This window comes from Virgibacillus sp. W0181 (genome assembly GCF_051846915.1).
GTDB lineage: Bacteria > Bacillota > Bacilli > Bacillales > Amphibacillaceae > JBPYCR01.
This window is the reverse complement of record NZ_JBPYCR010000015.1, coordinates 49,488-69,950: the sequence shown is the minus strand read 5'-3', so window position 1 is coordinate 69,950 and position 20,463 is coordinate 49,488. Positions and strand designations below refer to the sequence as shown.

Genomic DNA, 20,463 nt, shown 5'->3' with positions numbered 1-20,463 from the left:
CAACCCCCTACAAAGGTGCTTTCCGAACGAATTCTATGAAGTTATAATTCTCTTTTTTAAAAAATAAAAAGACCGAACATAGAAGTCCAGTCTTAAAAGTGTAGTCCGCCTAAACGGATTTTATTCAGTTTTTTTGTAAATACTTACTCCTTCTTTATATTAAACAAGGTTAAAGCATTTGTTGTTGTTATCCTACTTATTTCGTTCAGATCCATTTCGCGTAATTGAGCAATTTGTTCAGCTACAAGTTTCACATAGGCAGGTTCATTTCGTTTTCCCCGGTTTGGATGAGGTGCCAAATAAGGCGCATCGGTTTCAATTAACAACCGGTCAAGTGGAACGATTTTCGCAACCTCTTTTGGTTCTTTCGCATTTTTAAACGTTACCGGACCACCAAGGGAAATATAAAAGTTCATATCCAGACATGCCTGTACATATTCTACGGAGTCATTGTAACAGTGCATAATGCCCCCGACTTGTGCAGCATCTTCTTCCTGTAAAATAGCAATAATATCTTCTGTTGCTTTACGGTTGTGAATAATAACAGGCATGTCCAGTTGCTTGGCGAGCTTAATTTGCTTTCTAAAGACCTCTTTCTGTGTATCTTTCGGTGATGTGTCCCAGTGATAATCCAGTCCCATTTCACCTAGTGCGACGACTTTTGGATGGGAAGCTAATTCTTTTAACCATGTTAAATAGTCATCTGTAAAGTCAATGGCGTCGACTGGATGCCAGCCAACTGCTGCATAAATCGTTTCGTACTGCTCTGCAATGTCGATGGCAAGCGGAATGGTCTCCGCATCAAAACCGACAACAACCATATATTTTACCCCAGCGTCAAAGGCACGCTGGATAGTTTCATCACGGTCTTCCTTAAATTGTCTTGCATTTAGATGAACATGTGTATCAAATAACATGGTACAACACTCCTTGCTTTTCTGTAATAATTCAATCGATCTTTTTACAATAGTGTGCGCGTATCTTTAACCGAATACTCTATGAATGCATCTATTTTTAAAAATGTAATTCAGGGACTTTATTACTTATGTTTAACCGATTAAAAGAAATAGTAACATAACTTAGGTAATCGGAAAATAGTGTGGATTTGTTTTTTTGCCTTACCTTTTAAATACTCTTGCTATTTTGTTAAGTTGTAATAATGAGTAAAAAAGCTAATCTTTATATAATCAAAATATGATATAATAATTATAATAGACTGGCTTCGCATAAGGGGTTTGGTAGCACTGTCGATCTGCTGGTAGTCTTCGTTGGGAGGCTTCCCGGGGAGGGAGGTGCTTACCTATAGACATTGTTAGTACGCTAACGCTCATGATATCCTTTGGGATGTTAGTAGCGTTTATCGTTTCTGATAATAACCATAAAAAATAATCCCTCATGCACTATAGCGGGTAATTGAGGGATTACTTTCCTAAGCTCCTACCCCTCTTGACGGGGTTCAGTCTATTGCGACCGCTCCATGAACCAGCATGGGCGGTCTTTATTATTGTATGCACTTATCATCTTTCTATGTTAATTATACCACGAAATCAATGTTTGTACACATTGATTTTTTGCCCGCGATGAGAAATTCCTCTATTTTGTCAATATGACAAATAAGCACTTAACCATTGTTCCGGAAGTACATTTTTCAAAAGTGCGATTTAATATATCTCTTTTAAAAACATAATCTCTATTATTTTTGTAATAATGAAAATAACTTTAATTTAAGTTCATTTCTTTAAAATTTCAATTCCAATATAAACATAAATATTTCCTTTACTTGATTTCCTTTAAACTGTTTTAAAACCAAAATGATGCTTGCTTCGTCTAAAGTGAAGAAAGGGGTGAAACTTAGATGGCTGAACTTGAAGAAATAGCAATAAGTGTTAATAGCATAGAAAATACCGAACAAATTATCGGCCAATTAATGGATAACTACAGCGATGATGTACTGCATCTTGTTTTTTCATATGTAAAGAATCTAACGACAGCTGAGGATTTAACGCAGGAGATTTTTATTAAGTGCTATGAAAAGCTAGGACAGTTTAATAATAAGTCATCAATAAAAACGTGGCTGTATCGAATTGCCATTAATCATTGTAAGGATTACTTGCGTAGTTGGCATTATCGCAAAATAAAGTTTAGCGATAAAATTTGGGATTATATCCCATCCAAGTCAAAGCATATTGAGGAGGAAATTATCTCAAAAAATGTAGCAAACAGTTTAACGAGTGCTGTAATAGATTTACCAGTAAAATACAGAGAAGTTGTTTTTTTACATTACTACGAGGAACTTTCTTTAGCAAATATTAGCAAGATTACGGGTGTAAATAGTAATACATTAAAAACTAGATTAAAACATGCTAGAGAATTATTAAAGAACAAGATGAAAAAGGAGGTTTAACTATGGGTGATCCATTCTATAACTTAAAGAATTCTATAAAAAAAGATTTTGAAGGTTTTTCTTTTTCCGAGGTCAGGAAAAATGCAGTGAAAGAAACGATCCGAAGGAAACAATCTCACCTAGAACTTCATTATTGGACAGTAGAAACCCTTAAAAATATATTAGATTCACTGCAAGATGAAGTAAAGCATGGGTACGATATTTCCACCCAACTTTTTCGAAAAAATGAGCTTAGCTTCAAAAGCAATGAAGGCCAGCTTTATATTCTTTTACATCTACTTGAAAATAAGAAAATCATTACTTCAAAGTGGATTGAAGACAGAAAATACTATTCCTTAACTACGAAAGGAAAAAAATTTGTAGCTGATTGCGAACATAAAGGGTCTATACAACGCGCATCATTAAAACATTTAATTGAGGAGGCTTCTGTATGAGTTCTTCTAAATTTGAGGAATATTTAAGTAGAGTAACCTCAAAAGTGAAATCCAAGGAAGCTCACGGTATGATTAAAAAAGAGCTTAGTAATCATATGGAAGAGTTAAGCCAATCCTTTCAAAAGAGAGGATTATCTATAAAAGATGCAGATAAAGAGGCAATGCAGGAAATGGGAGATCCCTCTACCGTTGGTAAAAACATGAATCATCTTCATAAACCGCGAATGGATTGGCTCCTTATTGCTTTATTTGTCATTCTTGCAGGCATTAGTTTTCTTCCACTGATTAGCGGTGTTTCAGTACCTAGTTTTTCTTTTATGAAAAAACAAGTAGTCTGGCTCGCCCTTGCTATTCTTGCTTTGATAGGATTTATTTTCTTTGATTATAGGAAACTGAAAAATTTGTGGATGTATTTTTATGGAGGTGGCTTAATCCTATTTTTCACAACTTTTTTAGCTGGCATTGAGCTTAACGGAGTAAAAAGATGGATTTCTTTCGGAGGTATTACGATTGATGGTCCAGCTATATCCTTATTTTTATTTTTCATAGCGTGGGCAGGAATTTTTGTCAAAGTCAATGCGTTTAAGGGGTGGAAAAAACAAGGAATGCTATTATTCCTATTTTGGACTCCAGGCCTTCTCTACATCATGCTCCCACAATTTATGTTTAGTATTATATACTTTTTTTGCGTATTAGCGATGTATGTTTTTTCTTATGTTAATAAACAATTTGCCATTAAAGTAGCCATGGGTAATTTGCTTATAGGTATCATTTTCATTAGTACGATGATCCTTAAATTCCCTAATAGCTACCTCTCTGATACACTCATAACATTGAAAGATATCCTTTTAGAGGCTGGTTGGTTCGGCAAGGGACTTTACAATGAGCTAAAGCTTCCTGAAGCACATACAGATTTTGTATTCCCATTTCTCGTCCATTCTCTTGGCTGGGTATTCGGAATTATCCTTTGTCTACTACTGTTTGTATTTATTTTGCGGATTTCATTAAATGCTTTTAAAACAAAGGATTTATTCGGTAGGTTATTAGCAATCGGGGGGGCTGCATTATTTATTGTTCCCGCTAGTTGGAACATTTTAATGGGTTTTGGAATAGTCCCAATCATGGTAGTACCCCTGCCGTTTATTAGTTATGGAGGAAGCATGTTGTTAGTTTACTCTGCACTATTAGGCCTTATTCTGAACGTTTATCGAAGAAAGGATATTGTAGAACCTACAATGGTAAATTAATTTAATATATAATCGTTATCAAGCACCCTAGTTAAAACATATATTGAAATCAGCCTGTATCTTAGATTTAAAACAGCCATTGATTCAGGCTGATCCATTTAAACCTATCCATCTTTCTTCAAATACACAACTATCACCGTAGCTCAAATTTCTCTCCTTAGGGATGGAAGCACGTTAACTTCTTAGATGATTATTCATTTTAACTTAGACTTGAAACTCGGCCCGTTACCTGCGCCATTTAGAATATAACATCCACGTTTTGTCGGTGTGATCCCTTGAATTTAAAGGTTTCCATTAATTATTTCCACCTTGAATGTTGTATAGGGAGTGTGATGATCCTTTCCCTTAAAAATGGTCTCGTGTACTGCGACATTTTTTCACATGCCTCCTCTTTTCCTTCGTGAATTACTGCCTGTTCTAATGTCTGCCTTGTTCAACTTTCCAGGAAGAGACCAACTACCACCTTGGTTATCAACCAATAACACTTCATTACCCTCACAAAGAAATGCATGAGCTATATCTACTCTTAATTAATAAGCTTATCCCAGAAAGTTTTAGACTTTCTCTGAATAAAACCAACCTGTACACTTTCTGGATTATGAATAATAATCTGCTTATCTAAAGATTTTCGCATTGGTAAGACTGCAAGATATTCCGCACACATCCTTTTACCTCCTAATACGCTATTTCCTTACCCCAAAGTTTCGGCAAAAAATTATTCTTTGATCAAAATAGAGTGTTTAACACACAATATACCCTGCCGTTATAGGACTTCACTTTAAAATTTTCAGTTGTAGTGACCTAACGAAAAATTGACACTTACCACTTTTTCTTCTACTGTTATTTTGAAATAAAGCAGAGGTGAGTTTTTCTTATTAAAAATTGAAAAAGTTGCTACACGGGGATTTCATACCCTTCGAACCGAAGCTTGGGTTACCAAACATATATTGTAAAGCCCTTTATGTAAAAGAAAAGGTCTGTTCGACTTTTATCGACACAGACCCTTCTTCTTTTCTATTTTATTCGACGGTGGATCCATTCGGCAAGGATTTTTCAACTGTGGCTAGCGCTAATTTACCGTTGTCGCCTTCTCCGGATAGAATCATTCCTTCCGACAATTCACCGCGCAACTTCACTGGTTTTAAATTCGTAACACAGATGACTTTTTTACCTATGAGTTCTTCCGGTCTATAAAATTCTGCAATACCGGAAATAATTTGTCTTTTCTCTGAACCGAGGTCGACCTGTATTTTGATCAATTTATCAGCTTTTTTCATTTTCTCTGCATGGATAACTTCCGCCACACGCAAGTCAAGTTTCATAAAATCATCATAAACAATTTCTTCTTTTGTTTCTTTTACTTCTGGCCTTTCTTCCTGCTTCGGCCCTTGCATCATTTCCTTGATCGCCTGAACCTCTTGCTCTACATCAAGACGCGGAAAGATTGGGTTGCCTTTTTGAGTTGCAGTTCCTGCTTTGATTTGACCCTGTTCATAAACACTATCCCACGTTTGTAATGCTTTTTCAGTTATACCTAACTGTTTAAATATTTGTGCAGGTGCCTCTGTTAAAAATGGCTGTAGCATAACCGCCGATATACGCAACGATTCTGCAAGGTGAGCCATTACATTACCTAGTCGTTCTTTCTTGTGCTCATCTTTTGCTAAAATCCAAGGCTGTGTTTCATCGATGTATTTGTTTGAGCGGCTTATATATTGCCATAAAGAAGCTAAAGCGACGGAAAACTCCATGTTCTCCATTGCTTCTTCCACTTTTTTAATCGTTTCTTTAGCAAATGCCTCAAGCGCTTCGTCTTCTTTCGTTTCTGAAGCCTTGTATGCTGGTATATTACCATCAAAATACTTCTTAATCATCGCGACAGTACGATTCAACAAATTCCCCAAATCATTTGCGAGATCATAGTTCGTCCGTTCGACAAAACCTTCCGGAGTAAACACGCCATCAGAACCAAACGGAACTTCACGCAATAAATAATAACGTAGTGCGTCAAGGCCGTAACGATCTGTCAATTTGACCGGATCAACGACATTTCCTTTCGATTTGGACATTTTTCCGTCTTTCATTAAAATCCAGCCATGAGCAAATACTTTTTTCGGTAACGGCAAATCAAGTGCCATTAGCATGATTGGCCAATAAATCGTATGAAAACGGACAATCTCCTTACTCATTAAGTGAACATCCGCCGGCCAATATTTTTTATATTTGGATTCATCGTCAGTTCCGTAGCCTAAAGCAGTTATATAATTTGTCAATGCATCAATCCATACATAAATAACGTGCTTCGGATTCCCGGGTACCTTTATCCCCCAATCAAACGTTGTTCTGGAGACAGCTAAATCTTCCAGTCCCGGCTTAATAAAGTTGTTGAGCATTTCATTTTTACGACTTTCCGGCTGGATGAACCCAGTGTTATCTTCATAATATTGCACAAGCCGATCAGCATACTTGCTCATTTTGAAAAAATAGGATTCTTCCTTTACTTGCTCGACAATTTTACCACAGTCGGGACAATGACCCTCGTCCAATTGGCGCTCTGTAAAAAAAGCTTCACATGATGTACAATACCAACCCTCATATTCATCAAGGTAAATATCACCTTGTTCCAAAAGTTGGTCAAATATTTTTTGAACGATTTCCTTATGACGGTCCTCTGTCGTACGGATAAAATCATCATTTGTAATTTTAAGCTTTTTCCATAGCTCCTCAATGCCGCCAACAATTTTATCAACGTATGCTTGTGGGGTCATTCCTTCCTTTTCAGCAGCTTTCTGGATTTTCTGACCATGCTCGTCCGTCCCGGTCAAATACATGACATCATATCCGCGCATCCGTTTGTAACGGGCAGTCGCATCCCCTGCAACAGTTGAATACGCATGACCAATATGCAAATTCCCACTTGGATAATAAATCGGCGTCGTTATGTAAAATGTTTTTTCTTCTTGTGGCATCGGTAAATCTCCTCTTTCTGTATTTGGAAATGTTGGCTTATGCCAAGTTTTATGCGGAACCCTTCGTTGCTTTTACACACTTTAAAATTTTTATATCTTATTCTATTAGAAATCTTTATTCAAACTAATACTATTGTAGCGATTTTTTTGTGACATTTCCAACATCATACTGCAACCTTGCGATCATTAACATTATTCCTGATTTTCTACTCATTTATAAAACAATTGTCATTTTAATTATTTGATTAACGAACATAATTTCATTGATGGTCAATTAATGCGCTCTTTTTGTTATTTATGTCATTATTTTAGTGCTTTAATACGTTATTTTACTATTGACACTACGCTAATAGCTTGTTACACTAATTTATATTAAATTGTCGAAATTTTACAAGGGTATTTTTGGCAAATTGGGAAATGTACAAAGAGTTATTATTCTACCCTGGCTAAAATTCCCCTATTCTATGGCGACGCCAGTACCAGCACATCATGTATGCCGTAAGCGGGTTTACGGCTTTTAACATCAAGGCTTAGCGAATAGCTAAGGTTTCTAAACAATTTATACTACGAATTTTAAAGACTGATAATTTCAACAATTGAAATAAACAGTTTTTCGAATTTAACTTGAAGGAGAATACGATAATGAAGTCTACTGGTATTGTAAGAAGAGTGGATGAGCTTGGCAGAGTAGTCATTCCTATTGAATTAAGAAGATCACTTGGTATTGAAGAGAAAGATGCAATGGAAATCTATGTAGAAGATGACAAGGTGATTTTCAAAAAATACACAGCAAGTATGACTTGTCAAATTACCGGGGAAAGTTCGAACGACAACCTTTCCTTAGCGAACGGAAAGGTCATATTAAGTCGTGAAGGTGCAGAAGCTTTAATTAAGGAAATTAAATCCAATTTCGATATAGAAAAGTAAGCAGTTAAACCTTTTTCAGCAAACAGGGGCCGCAATTTTTGTGGCTCCTGTTTTTTATGAAAAGTGGGAAATGGTACTTGTATGGGTAACATATTCCGATTTAAGCAATTGAAATAGATGGTATCTTGTAACGCGTTCTTTCATTTTACGACTTCTTTTACTTTTGTTTGATCAGGGCTGCTATACCGCCTACCTACGATAAAAATGATGGGCGTTCCAATAATTGTAGGTATAAACCATAACCATAAAACAGGAATTTCGTTTACTAATGGGATCTGTGAACCATTCACAACCAAAACAGCTGTAATAATCCCAATATAAGAGCCTAACATCCCCCCTATATGCATTGCCAACCAATTTTGCCAAAGCAACTTTCTAGCTAGGTAGCCAAATAAAGCTAAACTATAAGAAAAAATGGCAATATAGAAAAGATATGCGCTTTCTGACCAGTTCAAGATCGCCATTAAAATAGAGGTTATAAAAATTACAACATACCCAGCATGATATATTTCTCCATTGAGTGTATGATAGCCTTTCTTTTTCTTTACTGTAGCAGCCATTGCCCCTGCCAATAAACAAATACTCCCTACAACAATATGAATGATAAGTAGCGTCGTAAAAATATACACTCACCCCTTTCGTTTCTGACAAATTGTCGCTTATTTGTAACAATTATACCACTTAGTTCAGGTGTAAGCTTGCTTTCACACAAAACTAATCCCGCTATCGGTTTATCCAATGGCGACAAGCGTTGAATTTCCCAACTCTTGCGCATCTTTTTATTACTTATTCCTTAATTTTTCATTCGATGGCTACCGATTCTAATGTTTCACTGGCATATCAAGAGCCTTCTGTAACTTACTTGAGACTTCATCAAGCGCACCTTCTGCAGGAATGAAATAAGATATACCATCGATATATTGATTCGCTCCATCTACCTTTAACGTTCGGATCGAGTCGGATTCAATCGAGGAATATACTTTCTGTAATGAATACACTTCCGAGGCTGTCAAGCTTGTTTCTACGTTTTCCCCAAGTATGTCTGAAATCTTATTCGCTTTAAAAATAGTTCCCGCTGAAGCCATCTCTCGAATAGCAGCCCTAATGAATTGCCGTTGCCTTTCATCACGGGCATACACATTGTTGACCTTCCGCTTCCGCATTCTTACAAATGCCAAGGATTCTTCTCCGCTTAAATGCTGTTCTCCTTCTTCAAAATAAATACGTTTATCATTATTGAAAAAGTCCTTTTCCCAGAACGGCTTCTTCACGTCTACTGTCACACCGCCAAGCACATTCACAATATCGCGAAACCCGTTGAAATTCACCGTTACATATTCATCAACCGGGATATTCAACAGATTCTCAACCGTTTCCACTGTTAACTTATTTCCCGTGTAATCTTCCAGCATTGAACCGTATGTGTACGCTGCGTTTATTTTGTGATAACCGGCTCTTATTGATTCTGGAACTTTTTCCATATATACTCTTGTATCACGCGGTATACTGGTCATCGTTAATTGGTTCGTATTCGGGTTGAGCGTGATAACAATCTGTGTATCCGCACGTTCATTTTCACCGCCGGACGAATACCCCTCAACACCGATTAATAAAATTGTTATTGGATCCTCTCCCGTGGTGACCGCTTCTTCTCTCAAATCAGATTTCCCATCCTCACGTTCCAAATCGGAATAAGATTCTTGAGCCGCTTCATATGCTTGATAAAAGACGTAGGCGCCTCCTGCCATCACAGCGATAAACAGAAAAACAAGAATTCCAAGCGCCCATTTCACCCATTTTTTTGTTTTTTGTGTTCTTCTCTTTGGAGATCTTAACTCACTCATCATCTAAACCTCATTTCGATAGCAACCTTTACTTTGTTCCGTTAACCGAATACTCTGCGTAAAAAGGTTTGCATCGTTTGCCTTAATATAAAAAAATAATCTTTAAACCATTCTCTATTCGTCCTGACAGCTTCAATTAATGTTTACTTAAGTGCGTCCTTAAAGTCGTCGAAGTATTTCCCAACAATTCCTCATTAATATCTACATAATATACACCATTAATAAATTTCTCTTCTGCCTCTTTGCCTAAATCGATTACTTGAATAGAATCAGGATTAACCTTTCCTATTTGATTAGACATATTTTTTGACAGGTTGGTTTTACTTTCTTCTAAAAGGTCTTTAATTTCTGTTGCAGACAATTCTGCTTCAATTAAGTCGACAATTTTATTAGTCAATCTATTGTACCTTGCATCTTCTTTCGTAACTTCTAACTTTTCATATATATTTTCTTCAGAAATAATTGCGTAGTATTCAATAGGAATATCAAAAAGGTTGGCCACTGTTGTTTTAGCAGTTTGCGGTTTGGGATTAACAGCAGAAGCATGCATTAACTTATCTCGCCCTATCATTTCCCCTTCAGAATCAAAAATTTCTACATACGTATCACGGGGAATGGACACAATATTCATACTGTTGTCACTGCTATTATAAGTAAGTACGATGTTAATATTGCTACGGTTATATTCATCAACTGAATCTATACCCGTTACTAAAATGGAAAAAGATGATTTCTCTTGTTGGGCTACTTGTTGTTTATCCGTGTCTTCCCATACCATTTCGTTACCGAAGTTTATATTTGGTAAAAGAACAACGGCTACTATAATTACTGCGATCACAGAACCTAATGCAGAAGGAATATAACGTTTGCCAAAGTTGAATAGAGTTGTTCTATTTTCTCTTTTTTTATGATTTCTTTCCTTAATTTTATGTAAGGTTTCTTTCCTATCTTCTTCAGTGAAATGCAAATCTTCTCTATTAAAATTATTATCCATAAACATTTGCCTCCTCAATTAAAACTTTTAACCGCTGTTTTGCTCTTCTTAGTCTTGTTTTAACTGTATTGGTATTTAAGTCTGTAACTCCGGCTATTTCATCTATGGATAAAGATTTATAGTAATACAAAAAGATAACTTCACGATAATTATCAGGTAAAGAAAATATAAATCCTTTCATCTCTTCTTGTTCTGTATTTGTAATTACCTTATCTTCTACTGAGGGCAAAAAGGAAGTAATTGTACTTTCCAAAAAACTTTTAGCTTGAACCTTGCGATAGTGCCAACTTCTTAAATAATCTTTGCACTGATTAATAGTTATTCTGTATAACCATGTTTTTATTGATGATTCAAAACGAAAATCACCTAAGTTCTCATAGCATTTGATGAAAGTGTTCTGAACCATATCCTTTGCCGTTTCTTTATCCTTCACGTAACTAAACGCCAATCTAACCAAGTCACTTCCATGTTCAATCATAATTTTTTCCAGAATATCTTCTTTCTTCCCCTCTTCCATGACTTTTCCTCATTTCAGATTTGTTATTTGACCTTTAGACGAAAGCTAAACAAAAAAAGTTTCACAATTATTATAACGGGTTCAGTTATAGGGGGGACCATAAATTAATATACTATTTGAGAGTGCTCAAAAAGCACTCTCTATTTCGAGATGCAAGCTCAATAGGTTTATAGCATGGCTCCATCGCCTTTATTTTAATATTATTTTTTATTTTTTTCTGCATAGACGCCCATGGCATCACGCATGAACCTTGCCAAGCCATTACCAAATTGGTCAATGTTCTTCGTGAAACGCTCGTCATCTACATACATTTCGCCCAAACCTTTGAATGCGTCCAAGGAGTAATGATGACCTGTGTTGCTATTCAAAAAGTCATACCATTCTTTAATAACGTTTTGAACCTTATTAGCACTTGGTGAAGTTTCTCTAAGGTCTGCTAATTTTTGAAAGATCTCCTTCACCTTATCACTCATTAGTGTTTGTTCAGTCTTAGACATATTAACAAGTTTAGCATTAGATTTATCGATTGTGTCATCGCCCCAACGCTCACGAGCTTCTTTTTCATATGGGTTGTGACTGAAGTCAAAGCCTTCGAATTTCTCTTTATTAGACATTGGAATATCTCCTTTTATATTTTGTGTTGTTTTATCAATTGTTCGGATCATTTTGTCGATACGCCTGCGTTTCTTAAGTAGCATTTTTCGATGTATCTGGAGTGCCTCGTGGCGATCAAATGTCGGATTATTGATAATTTCCTTTATTTCTTTAAGCGGGAAGTCAAGTTCCTTGAAAAACATTACTTGTTGTAATGTTTCAAGATTTTTATCAGAATATAGTCGATAACCAGATTCAGTTATTTCTTCCGGTTTCAGTAAACCAATTTCATCGTAATGATGTAGTGTGCGCACACTAATGCCGACTAAATCGGCAACTTCCTTTATTTTCAATTTCATCATGCTGACCTCCCTCATTTATTACTATAAAGTATAACGTTACGTTAGAGTCAATTGTAAAAAAATTTTAAGAAAAATTGTATGAATAGTAATCAAGCGCTTGTCCTAAATAAGATTAGTTCTATATTATGCAGGATGGAGAGTAGTTTTGGAGTGGCGAAAGAGTGCTAAAAATATGTTCACTTCTTGGGCTTTTCGCTAGAATAGAAAATGTGGGCGTTCTTGGTTTATCGAGTCAGATTGCTGAAAAAATCTTACGTTGTTGACCGCTAACGTGCAAAAAAGCTGGTGATTACCAGCTTTAATGTCATTTATTAATTTATACGGAGCAACATAATTATTATTTACCTTGATATGCTTCTTTTAATTTTTCGATGTCAAATTTTTTCATTTGGAGAAATGCCTTTGTTAATCGGTCCATTTGTTCTTTCGTCCCATTTGCCATCATTTCTCCCATAGCGGTTGGCCAGATTTGCCAAGAGACACCGTAAGGGTCTTTCAACCAGCCACACTGTTCAGCATTTGGGTCGGAGGATAGCTTTTTCCAGTAATAATCAATCTCTTCTTGATTTTCGCATCGAACTAATAGAGAAATGGCTTCATTAAACTGGAAGGCATGTGGCCCGGCACTGTCCATAGCGGCAAACCATTGCTTCTCAAGCGCGAAATCTGTAAACATCAACGTTCCTTCCTTGTCCGGTTTCATGCCAACAGGATAACGAGCGATTTCACCTCGACTTGAATCATTGAAAACAGAAAGATAAAAGTCACTGGCTTCTTCTGCTTTACCACACATATCTTGAACATACATCATTGAGGGTACGATAAATGGTCGTACCTCACCTTCTGGGTTTGTGAGAATCAGCTGCCATGTCAGACCATACTTATCCTGTATCCATCCGTAGCGTTTACTGAACGGATATTCTTGAAGGGGCATAAGGGCTGTACCGCCCTGCGACAGCCTTTCCCAGAGTTGATCTAATTTTTCTCGCGCGTTCTCATCTCTTGAAGGATCAAAATTGACAAAAAAAGAAATTGAAGGATTAAATTGAAAATGTGGCCCTCCATTTATAGCCATGAATGAATATCCCGCAAGATTAAACGTAACGATATCGCTATCTCCAGATGGTGTGTCTTGAACAGTTGCGAAATTGGTGACTTTTGAATCCGGAAAAATAGTTGTATAAAATTGTGCAGCCTCTTTTGCTTCTTGATCAAACCATAAATGCGGCATAATTTTTTGTTTCACCATTGGTATTTCCTCCTTTAAGCTATGAATAATATCCTACTTGAGCTGCTTCAATTGCTCTTCCAGACGGTTCCAAGTTTCGGAAATGCCTTGTAGCATACCCATGTCCATAACCTTTTTGAGTTCTTCCGCAGAGACATATTCAGCACGATTAACTAGTTTTGTCTGATCGCCCAGATCGATGAATTTCAACGTAATTTCAGCGGCTGGCATAGTCTCGTCAATATTTCCATCTGCATCCGTAAAATAATCAGTGTAAATAATCGTCTCTGGCTCAATAATATCGTTGTATATGACTTTTCCCCAAGACTCCATACCGTAATATTCCCCTTGATCCCGATCAGTACATTTCATACAGAAATGCCACATACCACCCGGTCGGAAATCAATATGACAAACCGGGAGTTCCCATCCAATAGGTCCCCACCAAACTTTTAGATGTTCAGGCTCTTTAAACATATTGAAAACGAGATCGCACGGTGCATCGAAAACACGTTCCAGTACTAGCACTTTGTCGCCTTCAACTCTAGAATTTAATTCGTTATTTGACATTTTACTCCTCCATTCGATTGTGTAACCTTTCTTTACTCTTAATTTTTTCCAAAGGTATAATCATCATCATCGTCTTAGGTGCATTCTCAAAGGTGAAGATAACTAATGTGCATTCATTAATTGGTTATTAATTCAGTGTTTTTTCTCCTGTAATACATTTAGATAATCGTCCAGGCGATCCATCCGCGCTTCCCACACCCGTCGATAAGAATCGAGCCATTTATCTAGCTCTTTAAACGTTTCCAGTCTTAACTTGTATATTCGACGGTTTGCTATTGGCTCAACTTCAACAAGGCCAGCTTCACTCAAAACACGAAGATGCTTTGAAGTTTGGGGCTGGTTTAGTTTTAATTTACTTGCAATTTCCCCCACTGGAAGCGGCTCTTCAAGAAGAAGATCAATGATATCAAGACGATTTGGTTCCGCCAGGGCACTAAATGTTTTCGCGTTCATGTTGATTCAACTCCAACCATTTTCATTTTACATAAATCCATTAACGTATGTTGTTACATGAAATTATCACATCCGATTCTTTGACTTAGTCACACGTTGTTGTTTACACAATTATTCCATATCGGGAATATTCCCGTCAAGTTATATTTATATTTTTCAAAAAACAATATAGTATTTTCCGAATCCTTAAAAACCCGCTTCAAAACAACCTAAGCTAGGTAGCTAATCCATAATCTTTATCAATCTTCTTTAAGATGTAATGATACCGGGGCTGACTTAAACAGAGCTATCATAAACGGAAAGAGGGGAAGTTTGTTCAAAAAAAAGCGCCACGATGTTCTCAATCGTAGCGCTTTCCATCTACTTCAAGTATCCTAGTTTTATATGATGTATTGCAGATTTCTTAAAAAACCATTAACGTTAATATAAAAATGATTGTAGAAAAAAATAAAACTAAGTAGCTGTTTTCAACCTTGTATTATAAAGTATTTTTTAATGAAAATTGATTTTCACAGAAGAAAACTTTTGCTCGGTCTTCTGATAAGCAATAAAGAAATAAAATCTATTTAATTTCTATTGCTTCATTGCTTAAGTATTCTCTAACAACATGAATAGGAATCCCTAAATCCCGAGCTTGAATTATTAAATCTACCCATTCTTTATCCAGTTCTTTTGCACTAATCACGATCGCCTCCTGAAAGGCAGCCCAGCTATCATCGTTGGAAAAACATTAGACCTGAGGCTTTGCGTCCCAATCTTTCGAGAGGTTTGCCTTTTTCTGAATAGTGTAATTAATTTGATAGTAATATATTACCACACTCCATTACCGAATTGTACTTTATAAAGAAAAGTTTATTAAATTATATTATTTATCCCCTTTTATAAAATTTACTTTATAAAAGGGCGTGTAACAATGGTTTCAGTTTAATATTTTGTATAGTTCCGGAAATCAAGTCTTTAAAAAATTCACATGCAAAATAGACTGTTATATATCCTCTATTTGAACGACTGATATCCAGATTATTAAAGAGTGTATGTTAAATATACGCGTTATTTTTTAGGCTCTAATTGTTAAAAGTAAAATATTATGAGGGTGGTTTATATGGGAGTTAAAACGCAAAAAATTGATAAAGTATTCGAACGAACTACAAATAAAAGCCAAATACATGAAGCCGTTCTACTTGTAGAAAACATGGAAGGAGATTTTTCATACAGCAAGGGGTACGGGGGGAAGGATGTTGATTCCCCAATCCTTATGGCAAGCATCACAAAGCTGTTTACCTCTACCTGTATTTTTATTTTGAAAGAGCGGGGTAAGCTGTCACTTGACGATGAAGTAACAAAATACTTTAAAGAAGAAACATTGGGTAACCTACATATTTACAAGAACCAAGATCATTCCACAAAGCTTACACTTTCACATTTATTACGTCAAACAAGCGGATTGCCGGATATCTTTGAAGAAGGTAGTAATAATGCAAAAAAACGTGCAATCCATCAGGACATGGAATATGATTTTGATGAAATGATAACGATGACCAAAGGTTTAAAACCGCATTTTGCACCTGACAGAGGAAAAAGAGCTCATTACGCTGATATAAACTTTGATATGCTCGGAAGAATAGTTGAAACAGTTGCTAATTCAACATTAGATGATGTATATAAGCAATTAATATTCGACCCTCTAAAGCTAACAAATACTTACCTTCCTAAGAGTGACCATGATTTTGTTCCTAAAGTTTATTATAAAGACAGTTCCTTTTACCGCCCAAAATACGTAAGAAGCTCTCGTGCCAGTGGAGGTGGTATTTCTACTGCTCGTGAATTAATGATATTTATCAAAGCTTTCTTTAGTGGAACGTTATTTAATAAAGCTGTTTTTCATGAACAAAATGTAATGAACAAGTTGCAAGCTTCCATGTTTCCGATTCATTACGGTGCTGGATATATGAGAATTCCACTAAATGGGATTGGGACATTTTTTATGGGGAGAGGGGAATTGGTTGGACATTCCGGTTCATCAGGTTCATTTGCATTTTATTACCCTTTAAAAGATTTGTTTTTTGTTGGAGATGTCAATCAAATGGCAAATCCTGCACTTCCCGTAAGATTAGTGATGCAACTTGCTCTTTCGATGAAATCATAAAGACACTAAATCAAAAATAGAGTAATTTTTATTGTTAAGTAATATTGAATGATTTAACATTGAATAAAGAGCGAATCTCAAAGCAAATCTATAAAGCGATTTCAATCAACGGCAATTTGGGCGAAATTGAGATTATAAAGGGGACGATTTCATTAAAAGATATATTATATTTTCTATTAGTTTTTTAACTTTGTTTGTATTATTTCAAGTTCTATCCGGGTATTTTATGACACTTTTTTATACTCCAGATATGACAAGTGCTTGGAGTAAGAGTGAAAGCTTACCTACCAGTGTTGTTATTAAAAGAAGTTCTTCTCTTTCAACCGTAATTTTAGCCTTTCTTGCAGCAACAATAGCTTATTTTGCTCCTAGGTTATTTATTAAAGGTAATAACAAATAACTATCCCCAATAGGGGGCACTAGCTGCACAAGGAAAGAGTATGCAAAGCGACTAAGATAAGAGCTTCTTTCTTTACTGCAATTATAACACTCGTTATTTTCATAGTTTTATCTTTAGCAGAATAGAGGATATCTTGCTTTTGGTCGAGTTTATTACTTGTTTTTTATTTTTACTATGGCCAAATATATCCATTCACGAAACAGTTATTTTGGTATTTCATCAAGGAAAAATAAATATATCTGAAAGGATGTCTTAAATGAAAGCTTTTGTATATGAGCGTGGAGAGTTTTTAGTTAAAGATGTTGGCGAACCGCAAGCCGGAGCTGGCGAGGTTGTTATTCGCATGCGAGTTGCTGGATTAAACCACCGAGATTTGTTTGCACACAACCAACGAGGAACAGGTGCCGAAACGCTTGCCATTGGTTCGGATGGCGCGGGAGTGGTTGAAAGTGTTGGCGAAGGTGTAAATCGGTTCCAAACCGGTGATGAAGTAATGATAAACCCGAGCCTTGGTTGGTACAACAATGCTGCCGCACAGCCGGATGATTATGGCCTTTTTGACGGGACCATTGCGGAAAAGGTTGTCATTAATGTCGAACAACTTGAACGTAAGCCCGCATACCTCACATGGGAAGAGGCTGGTGTCTTGACGCTCTCTGCTTTAACAGGATATCGGGCAATGTTTACAAAAGGGCAACTGAAAAAAGGAGAAACGGTATTTATTCCTGGTGCAGGAAGTGGAGTCGCAACCTACCTTATTCCTTTTGCGAAAAAGCAAGGTGCACGGGTCATTGTGACATCACGCAGTCCAGAAAAACGTCAGGCAGCCAAACAAATTGGTGCAGATGTTGTACTAGATACAGCAAGTGATTGGGTTGAGGCGTTGAAAAATGAAACTATAGATTTGGTTATCGACAGTGTCGGACAGGCCACATTCAATCGTTCACTAAAGGTGCTAAAAAAGGGTGGCAAAATGGTTATTTTTGGTTCATCGACTGATGATGTGTCCGAACTGAATTTACGAGAATTTTTCTACGGTCAGTACCAACTGTTGGGGTCCACTATGGGTAGCCAAGAAGAACTTCACGAGATGCTTGCGTTTATGAAAGACTCTCAATTACATCCTGTCGTCGATCGAACATTTACTTTGAACGAGGCTAAAGAAGCACTGACATATCTAGAAGACGGTAAGCAATTTGGGAAAATAGCCATCGATTTAAAGATAGATTAAACAATATGCAGACATGATTGAAGAATAAATTATTAGAAAACTTGGCTTATCGCCAACCCTTTATGGCGAAAGCCTTAGTTGCACTTATGCAGTAATAAAGTTATATACTTTCTTATCTGCTAAAAAAGGCTTAAAGACAGCATTTCTTTAAGCCATATGAAACTGTTGATATACATTACGTTTGGCCATTTTTCGATCTGTGGCAACTTGCTTAATTGCGTCCTTACTTGTTAATTTATTATTTTCCATATAATAGTATACATGATCTTGTACCGATAAGTGACTCCACCACAGACTGTCCTCATTTGATTGATCTTGATTAGACCCTTCTACAACAATGCAAAATTCACCTTTTAATTCCGTTTCCCGGGACCAGGAAAGTAGCTCGTCCATCGTTCCGCGTACATATTCTTCAAACCTTTTTGTCAGTTCACGGCCAATGACAGCTTGTCTGTTGCCAAATACCGCTTGTAACTGTCCCAACGTATCCGTCAAACGGTACGGCGATTCATAAAAAAGCAACGTTGCTTTCATTGTTTGTAAATTTTCCAACGCAGCTATTTTTTCTTTCTTTTTCCGTGGCAAAAATCCATGAAAAAGAAATTCTGTTGTTGAAAGGCCTGATGCTACCAAAGCACACAGTGCTGCATTTGCTCCGGGTAAGGAAATAACCGGTATCCGCTCGCTGATCGCTGCTTGAATGAGCTCATTGCCCGGATCGCTTATAGTTGGCATTCCTGCATCACTGACTAATGCTATGGACTCACCGTTCGCCAAGCGATCAAGTAAATCGTGTTCACGAGATGCTTTACTATGCTCATGATAACTTACGAGCGGTGTATGAATATCAAAATGCCGCAGTAAATTTTTTGTGTTTCTAGTATCCTCTGCAGCAATCCATTGTACCGTTTTTAACACAGTTAAAGCCCGGTACGTAATATCCTCCAGGTTCCCGATAGGTGTTGGCACGACATAGATCGTCCCTGTACTATTTTGTTGATCAAAGCTCTTCTGAATCTGCACGGTGAATCACATCTTTCAACATATTTCGAATCAGGTGTAGCTTTTCATTTCGGGAAAGACGTTTGATCTGATACTCCTTTTGCATAGCGGCTTCTTTTGTTGGAAATTTTTCTACATAAACAACTTGGAATGGCCCACGCCCTCGCGTGTACTTCGCCCCTTTTCCATGTTCGTGCATTTCGAGTCTTTTTTCGAGATCATTTGTATAACCCGTGTATAATGAATGATCTTTACACTTCAATATGTAAACAATATGTTCTTGATTAACCATATATTATGTCCCCAGCCTCTTTTGTATATGAGTCATTTTCATTATAAATTATTAGCGGTGGCAGCAATTTCAAGTCTGTTTTGCCGTCCCGTACAGCTTCGATTAGCATGGTGTTTGCTTCACGACCTTCCTTTGGGTAAACGAACCGCAACCGCTTAGGTTCTAAGTTGTATTTTCTAAATAACGTGATCATATCAACCAATCTTCCCGGCCGATGAACGATCGAAACTTTCCCGCCTGGCTTTACGTGCAGCTTGCATGCTTTTACTACATCTTCCAATGTACACAATACTTCATGCCTGGCGATCGTAAAATATTCATTCCGATTATGCTCGGTTTTAGCCGGGGAACGAAAATATGGTGGGTTACAGGTAATAACATCAAACGAGCTGTGCCCCAATACCGGCTTCATTTCCTTTAAATCGCCATGTACGAAGGTAATCTGTTCCGCTAATTTATTTAACCGCACACTGCGTTTTGCCATATCATTTAACCGCTCTTGAATTTCGACACCGGTTATGTGTGCATTTGTCCTGCGTGATAAAAAAAGAGGAACAGCGCCATTCCCACTACATAAATCCAATATCTTCCCTTTTTTAATTGGTATATTAGCAAAGTGCGCAAGTAAAACGGCATCAAGCGAAAAAGAAAAAACCGAGTCACTCTGAATAATTTTCATTGATTCATCGGCGACTAAATAATCCACTCGTTCATCATCCAGCAACTTTATTTGCGTTTTAAATCCTTTTTCACTGTTTTCGTTACCCTTCATTTATTTCATTCAACTCCGATTCCCCGATGTAGCGCTCGGGGACCTTATTGATTTTATTCCGTTAATGTAATCAAAAA

20 protein-coding genes and 1 riboswitch are annotated in these 20,463 nt (G+C 36.8%); of the genes, 6 read left to right on the top strand and 14 right to left on the bottom strand.

The features are described 5' to 3' along the window. Window positions 1-143 precede the first annotated feature (143 nt). Window positions 144-917: a TatD family hydrolase gene (locus ACLIBG_RS08565; protein WP_439312350.1), complete on the bottom strand. Its 774-nt coding sequence runs from the start codon at window positions 915-917 to the stop codon at window positions 144-146. A 938-nt stretch (window positions 918-1,855) separates the two neighbouring features. Between ACLIBG_RS08565 and ACLIBG_RS08560 the strand changes: the two genes are divergently transcribed. Genes ACLIBG_RS08560 through ACLIBG_RS08550 form a run of 3 tightly spaced genes read left to right on the top strand, consistent with a single transcriptional unit; the run spans window position 1,856 to window position 4,085 of the window. Beyond that, window positions 1,856-2,404 (top strand): sigma-70 family RNA polymerase sigma factor, encoded by a 549-nt coding sequence (locus ACLIBG_RS08560; RefSeq protein WP_439312349.1) that lies wholly within the window; start codon window positions 1,856-1,858, stop codon window positions 2,402-2,404. 2 nt (window positions 2,405-2,406) lie between these two features. Beyond that, the gene (locus ACLIBG_RS08555) at window positions 2,407-2,838 is read left to right on the top strand and encodes a PadR family transcriptional regulator (protein WP_439312348.1); all 432 of its coding nucleotides are present in this window, start codon (window positions 2,407-2,409) and stop codon (window positions 2,836-2,838) included. After that, the gene (locus ACLIBG_RS08550; RefSeq protein WP_439312347.1) at window positions 2,835-4,085 is read left to right on the top strand and encodes an FtsW/RodA/SpoVE family cell cycle protein; all 1,251 of its coding nucleotides are present in this window, start codon (window positions 2,835-2,837) and stop codon (window positions 4,083-4,085) included. Before ACLIBG_RS08555 ends, ACLIBG_RS08550 begins: the two co-directional genes overlap by 4 nt. A gap of 1,019 nt (window positions 4,086-5,104) precedes the next feature. On the opposite strand, the gene metG is transcribed toward ACLIBG_RS08550, so the two are convergent. Next, the gene (gene metG, locus ACLIBG_RS08545; RefSeq protein WP_439312346.1) at window positions 5,105-7,054 is read right to left on the bottom strand and encodes a methionine--tRNA ligase; all 1,950 of its coding nucleotides are present in this window, start codon (window positions 7,052-7,054) and stop codon (window positions 5,105-5,107) included. A 642-nt stretch (window positions 7,055-7,696) separates the two neighbouring features. Here metG and ACLIBG_RS08540 point away from each other — a divergent pair. Then, on the top strand, window positions 7,697-7,981 hold the full coding sequence (locus ACLIBG_RS08540; protein ID WP_439312345.1) for an AbrB/MazE/SpoVT family DNA-binding domain-containing protein: 285 nt from the start codon (window positions 7,697-7,699) through the stop codon (window positions 7,979-7,981). A gap of 140 nt (window positions 7,982-8,121) precedes the next feature. Here the strand turns inward: ACLIBG_RS08540 and ACLIBG_RS08535 are convergent, their stop codons facing one another. The 9 genes from ACLIBG_RS08535 to sinI all read right to left on the bottom strand — a co-directional run bounded on the left by ACLIBG_RS08535 (window position 8,122) and on the right by sinI (window position 15,228). Beyond that, the gene (locus ACLIBG_RS08535) at window positions 8,122-8,610 is read right to left on the bottom strand and encodes a DUF2306 domain-containing protein (RefSeq protein ID WP_439312344.1); all 489 of its coding nucleotides are present in this window, start codon (window positions 8,608-8,610) and stop codon (window positions 8,122-8,124) included. Between the two features lie 192 nt (window positions 8,611-8,802). Further along, window positions 8,803-9,825: an LCP family protein gene (locus ACLIBG_RS08530; protein ID WP_439312343.1), complete on the bottom strand. Its 1,023-nt coding sequence runs from the start codon at window positions 9,823-9,825 to the stop codon at window positions 8,803-8,805. Window positions 9,826-9,961: 136 nt separating this feature from the next. Next, the gene (locus tag ACLIBG_RS08525; protein WP_439312342.1) at window positions 9,962-10,819 is read right to left on the bottom strand and encodes an LCP family protein; all 858 of its coding nucleotides are present in this window, start codon (window positions 10,817-10,819) and stop codon (window positions 9,962-9,964) included. Further along, a complete protein-coding gene (locus ACLIBG_RS08520; protein WP_439312341.1) occupies window positions 10,812-11,336 on the bottom strand; it encodes a sigma-70 family RNA polymerase sigma factor in 525 nt (174 codons plus the stop codon). The genes ACLIBG_RS08525 and ACLIBG_RS08520 overlap by 8 nt, the downstream gene beginning before the upstream one ends. 200 nt (window positions 11,337-11,536) lie before the next feature. Beyond that, window positions 11,537-12,289, bottom strand: a complete 753-nt coding sequence (locus ACLIBG_RS08515) for a MerR family transcriptional regulator (protein WP_439312340.1) — start codon at window positions 12,287-12,289, stop codon at window positions 11,537-11,539. A gap of 340 nt (window positions 12,290-12,629) precedes the next feature. Then, a complete protein-coding gene (locus ACLIBG_RS08510) occupies window positions 12,630-13,541 on the bottom strand; it encodes a VOC family protein (protein ID WP_439312339.1) in 912 nt (303 codons plus the stop codon). Window positions 13,542-13,574: 33 nt separating this feature from the next. Beyond that, complete coding sequence (locus ACLIBG_RS08505; RefSeq protein ID WP_439312338.1) at window positions 13,575-14,090, bottom strand: SRPBCC domain-containing protein; 516 nt, start codon at window positions 14,088-14,090, stop codon at window positions 13,575-13,577. A 132-nt stretch (window positions 14,091-14,222) separates the two neighbouring features. Beyond that, window positions 14,223-14,543 (bottom strand): ArsR/SmtB family transcription factor, encoded by a 321-nt coding sequence (locus ACLIBG_RS08500; RefSeq protein WP_439312337.1) that lies wholly within the window; start codon window positions 14,541-14,543, stop codon window positions 14,223-14,225. A 562-nt stretch (window positions 14,544-15,105) separates the two neighbouring features. Next, window positions 15,106-15,228 (bottom strand): DNA-binding anti-repressor SinI, encoded by a 123-nt coding sequence (sinI, locus tag ACLIBG_RS08495; RefSeq protein ID WP_439312336.1) that lies wholly within the window; start codon window positions 15,226-15,228, stop codon window positions 15,106-15,108. 12 nt (window positions 15,229-15,240) lie between these two features. After that, window positions 15,241-15,326: riboswitch (cyclic di-GMP riboswitch) on the bottom strand. A gap of 319 nt (window positions 15,327-15,645) precedes the next feature. Between sinI and ACLIBG_RS08490 the strand changes: the two genes are divergently transcribed. Next, window positions 15,646-16,689, top strand: coding sequence for a serine hydrolase domain-containing protein (locus tag ACLIBG_RS08490; protein WP_439312335.1), 1,044 nt, complete (start codon window positions 15,646-15,648; stop codon window positions 16,687-16,689). Window positions 16,690-17,345: 656 nt separating this feature from the next. Further along, a complete protein-coding gene (locus ACLIBG_RS08485; protein WP_439312334.1) occupies window positions 17,346-18,320 on the top strand; it encodes a zinc-binding dehydrogenase in 975 nt (324 codons plus the stop codon). Between the two features lie 147 nt (window positions 18,321-18,467). Here the strand turns inward: ACLIBG_RS08485 and rsmI are convergent, their stop codons facing one another. From rsmI to ACLIBG_RS08470, 3 genes are read right to left on the bottom strand one after another with little or no spacing between them, the layout of a single operon-like run. After that, a complete protein-coding gene (gene rsmI / locus ACLIBG_RS08480; protein WP_439312333.1) occupies window positions 18,468-19,343 on the bottom strand; it encodes a 16S rRNA (cytidine(1402)-2'-O)-methyltransferase in 876 nt (291 codons plus the stop codon). Beyond that, complete coding sequence (locus ACLIBG_RS08475) at window positions 19,321-19,614, bottom strand: GIY-YIG nuclease family protein (RefSeq protein WP_439312332.1); 294 nt, start codon at window positions 19,612-19,614, stop codon at window positions 19,321-19,323. The genes rsmI and ACLIBG_RS08475 overlap by 23 nt, the downstream gene beginning before the upstream one ends. Then, window positions 19,607-20,386: a tRNA1(Val) (adenine(37)-N6)-methyltransferase gene (locus ACLIBG_RS08470; protein WP_439312331.1), complete on the bottom strand. Its 780-nt coding sequence runs from the start codon at window positions 20,384-20,386 to the stop codon at window positions 19,607-19,609. Before ACLIBG_RS08470 ends, ACLIBG_RS08475 begins: the two co-directional genes overlap by 8 nt. Window positions 20,387-20,463: the final 77 nt, after the last annotated feature.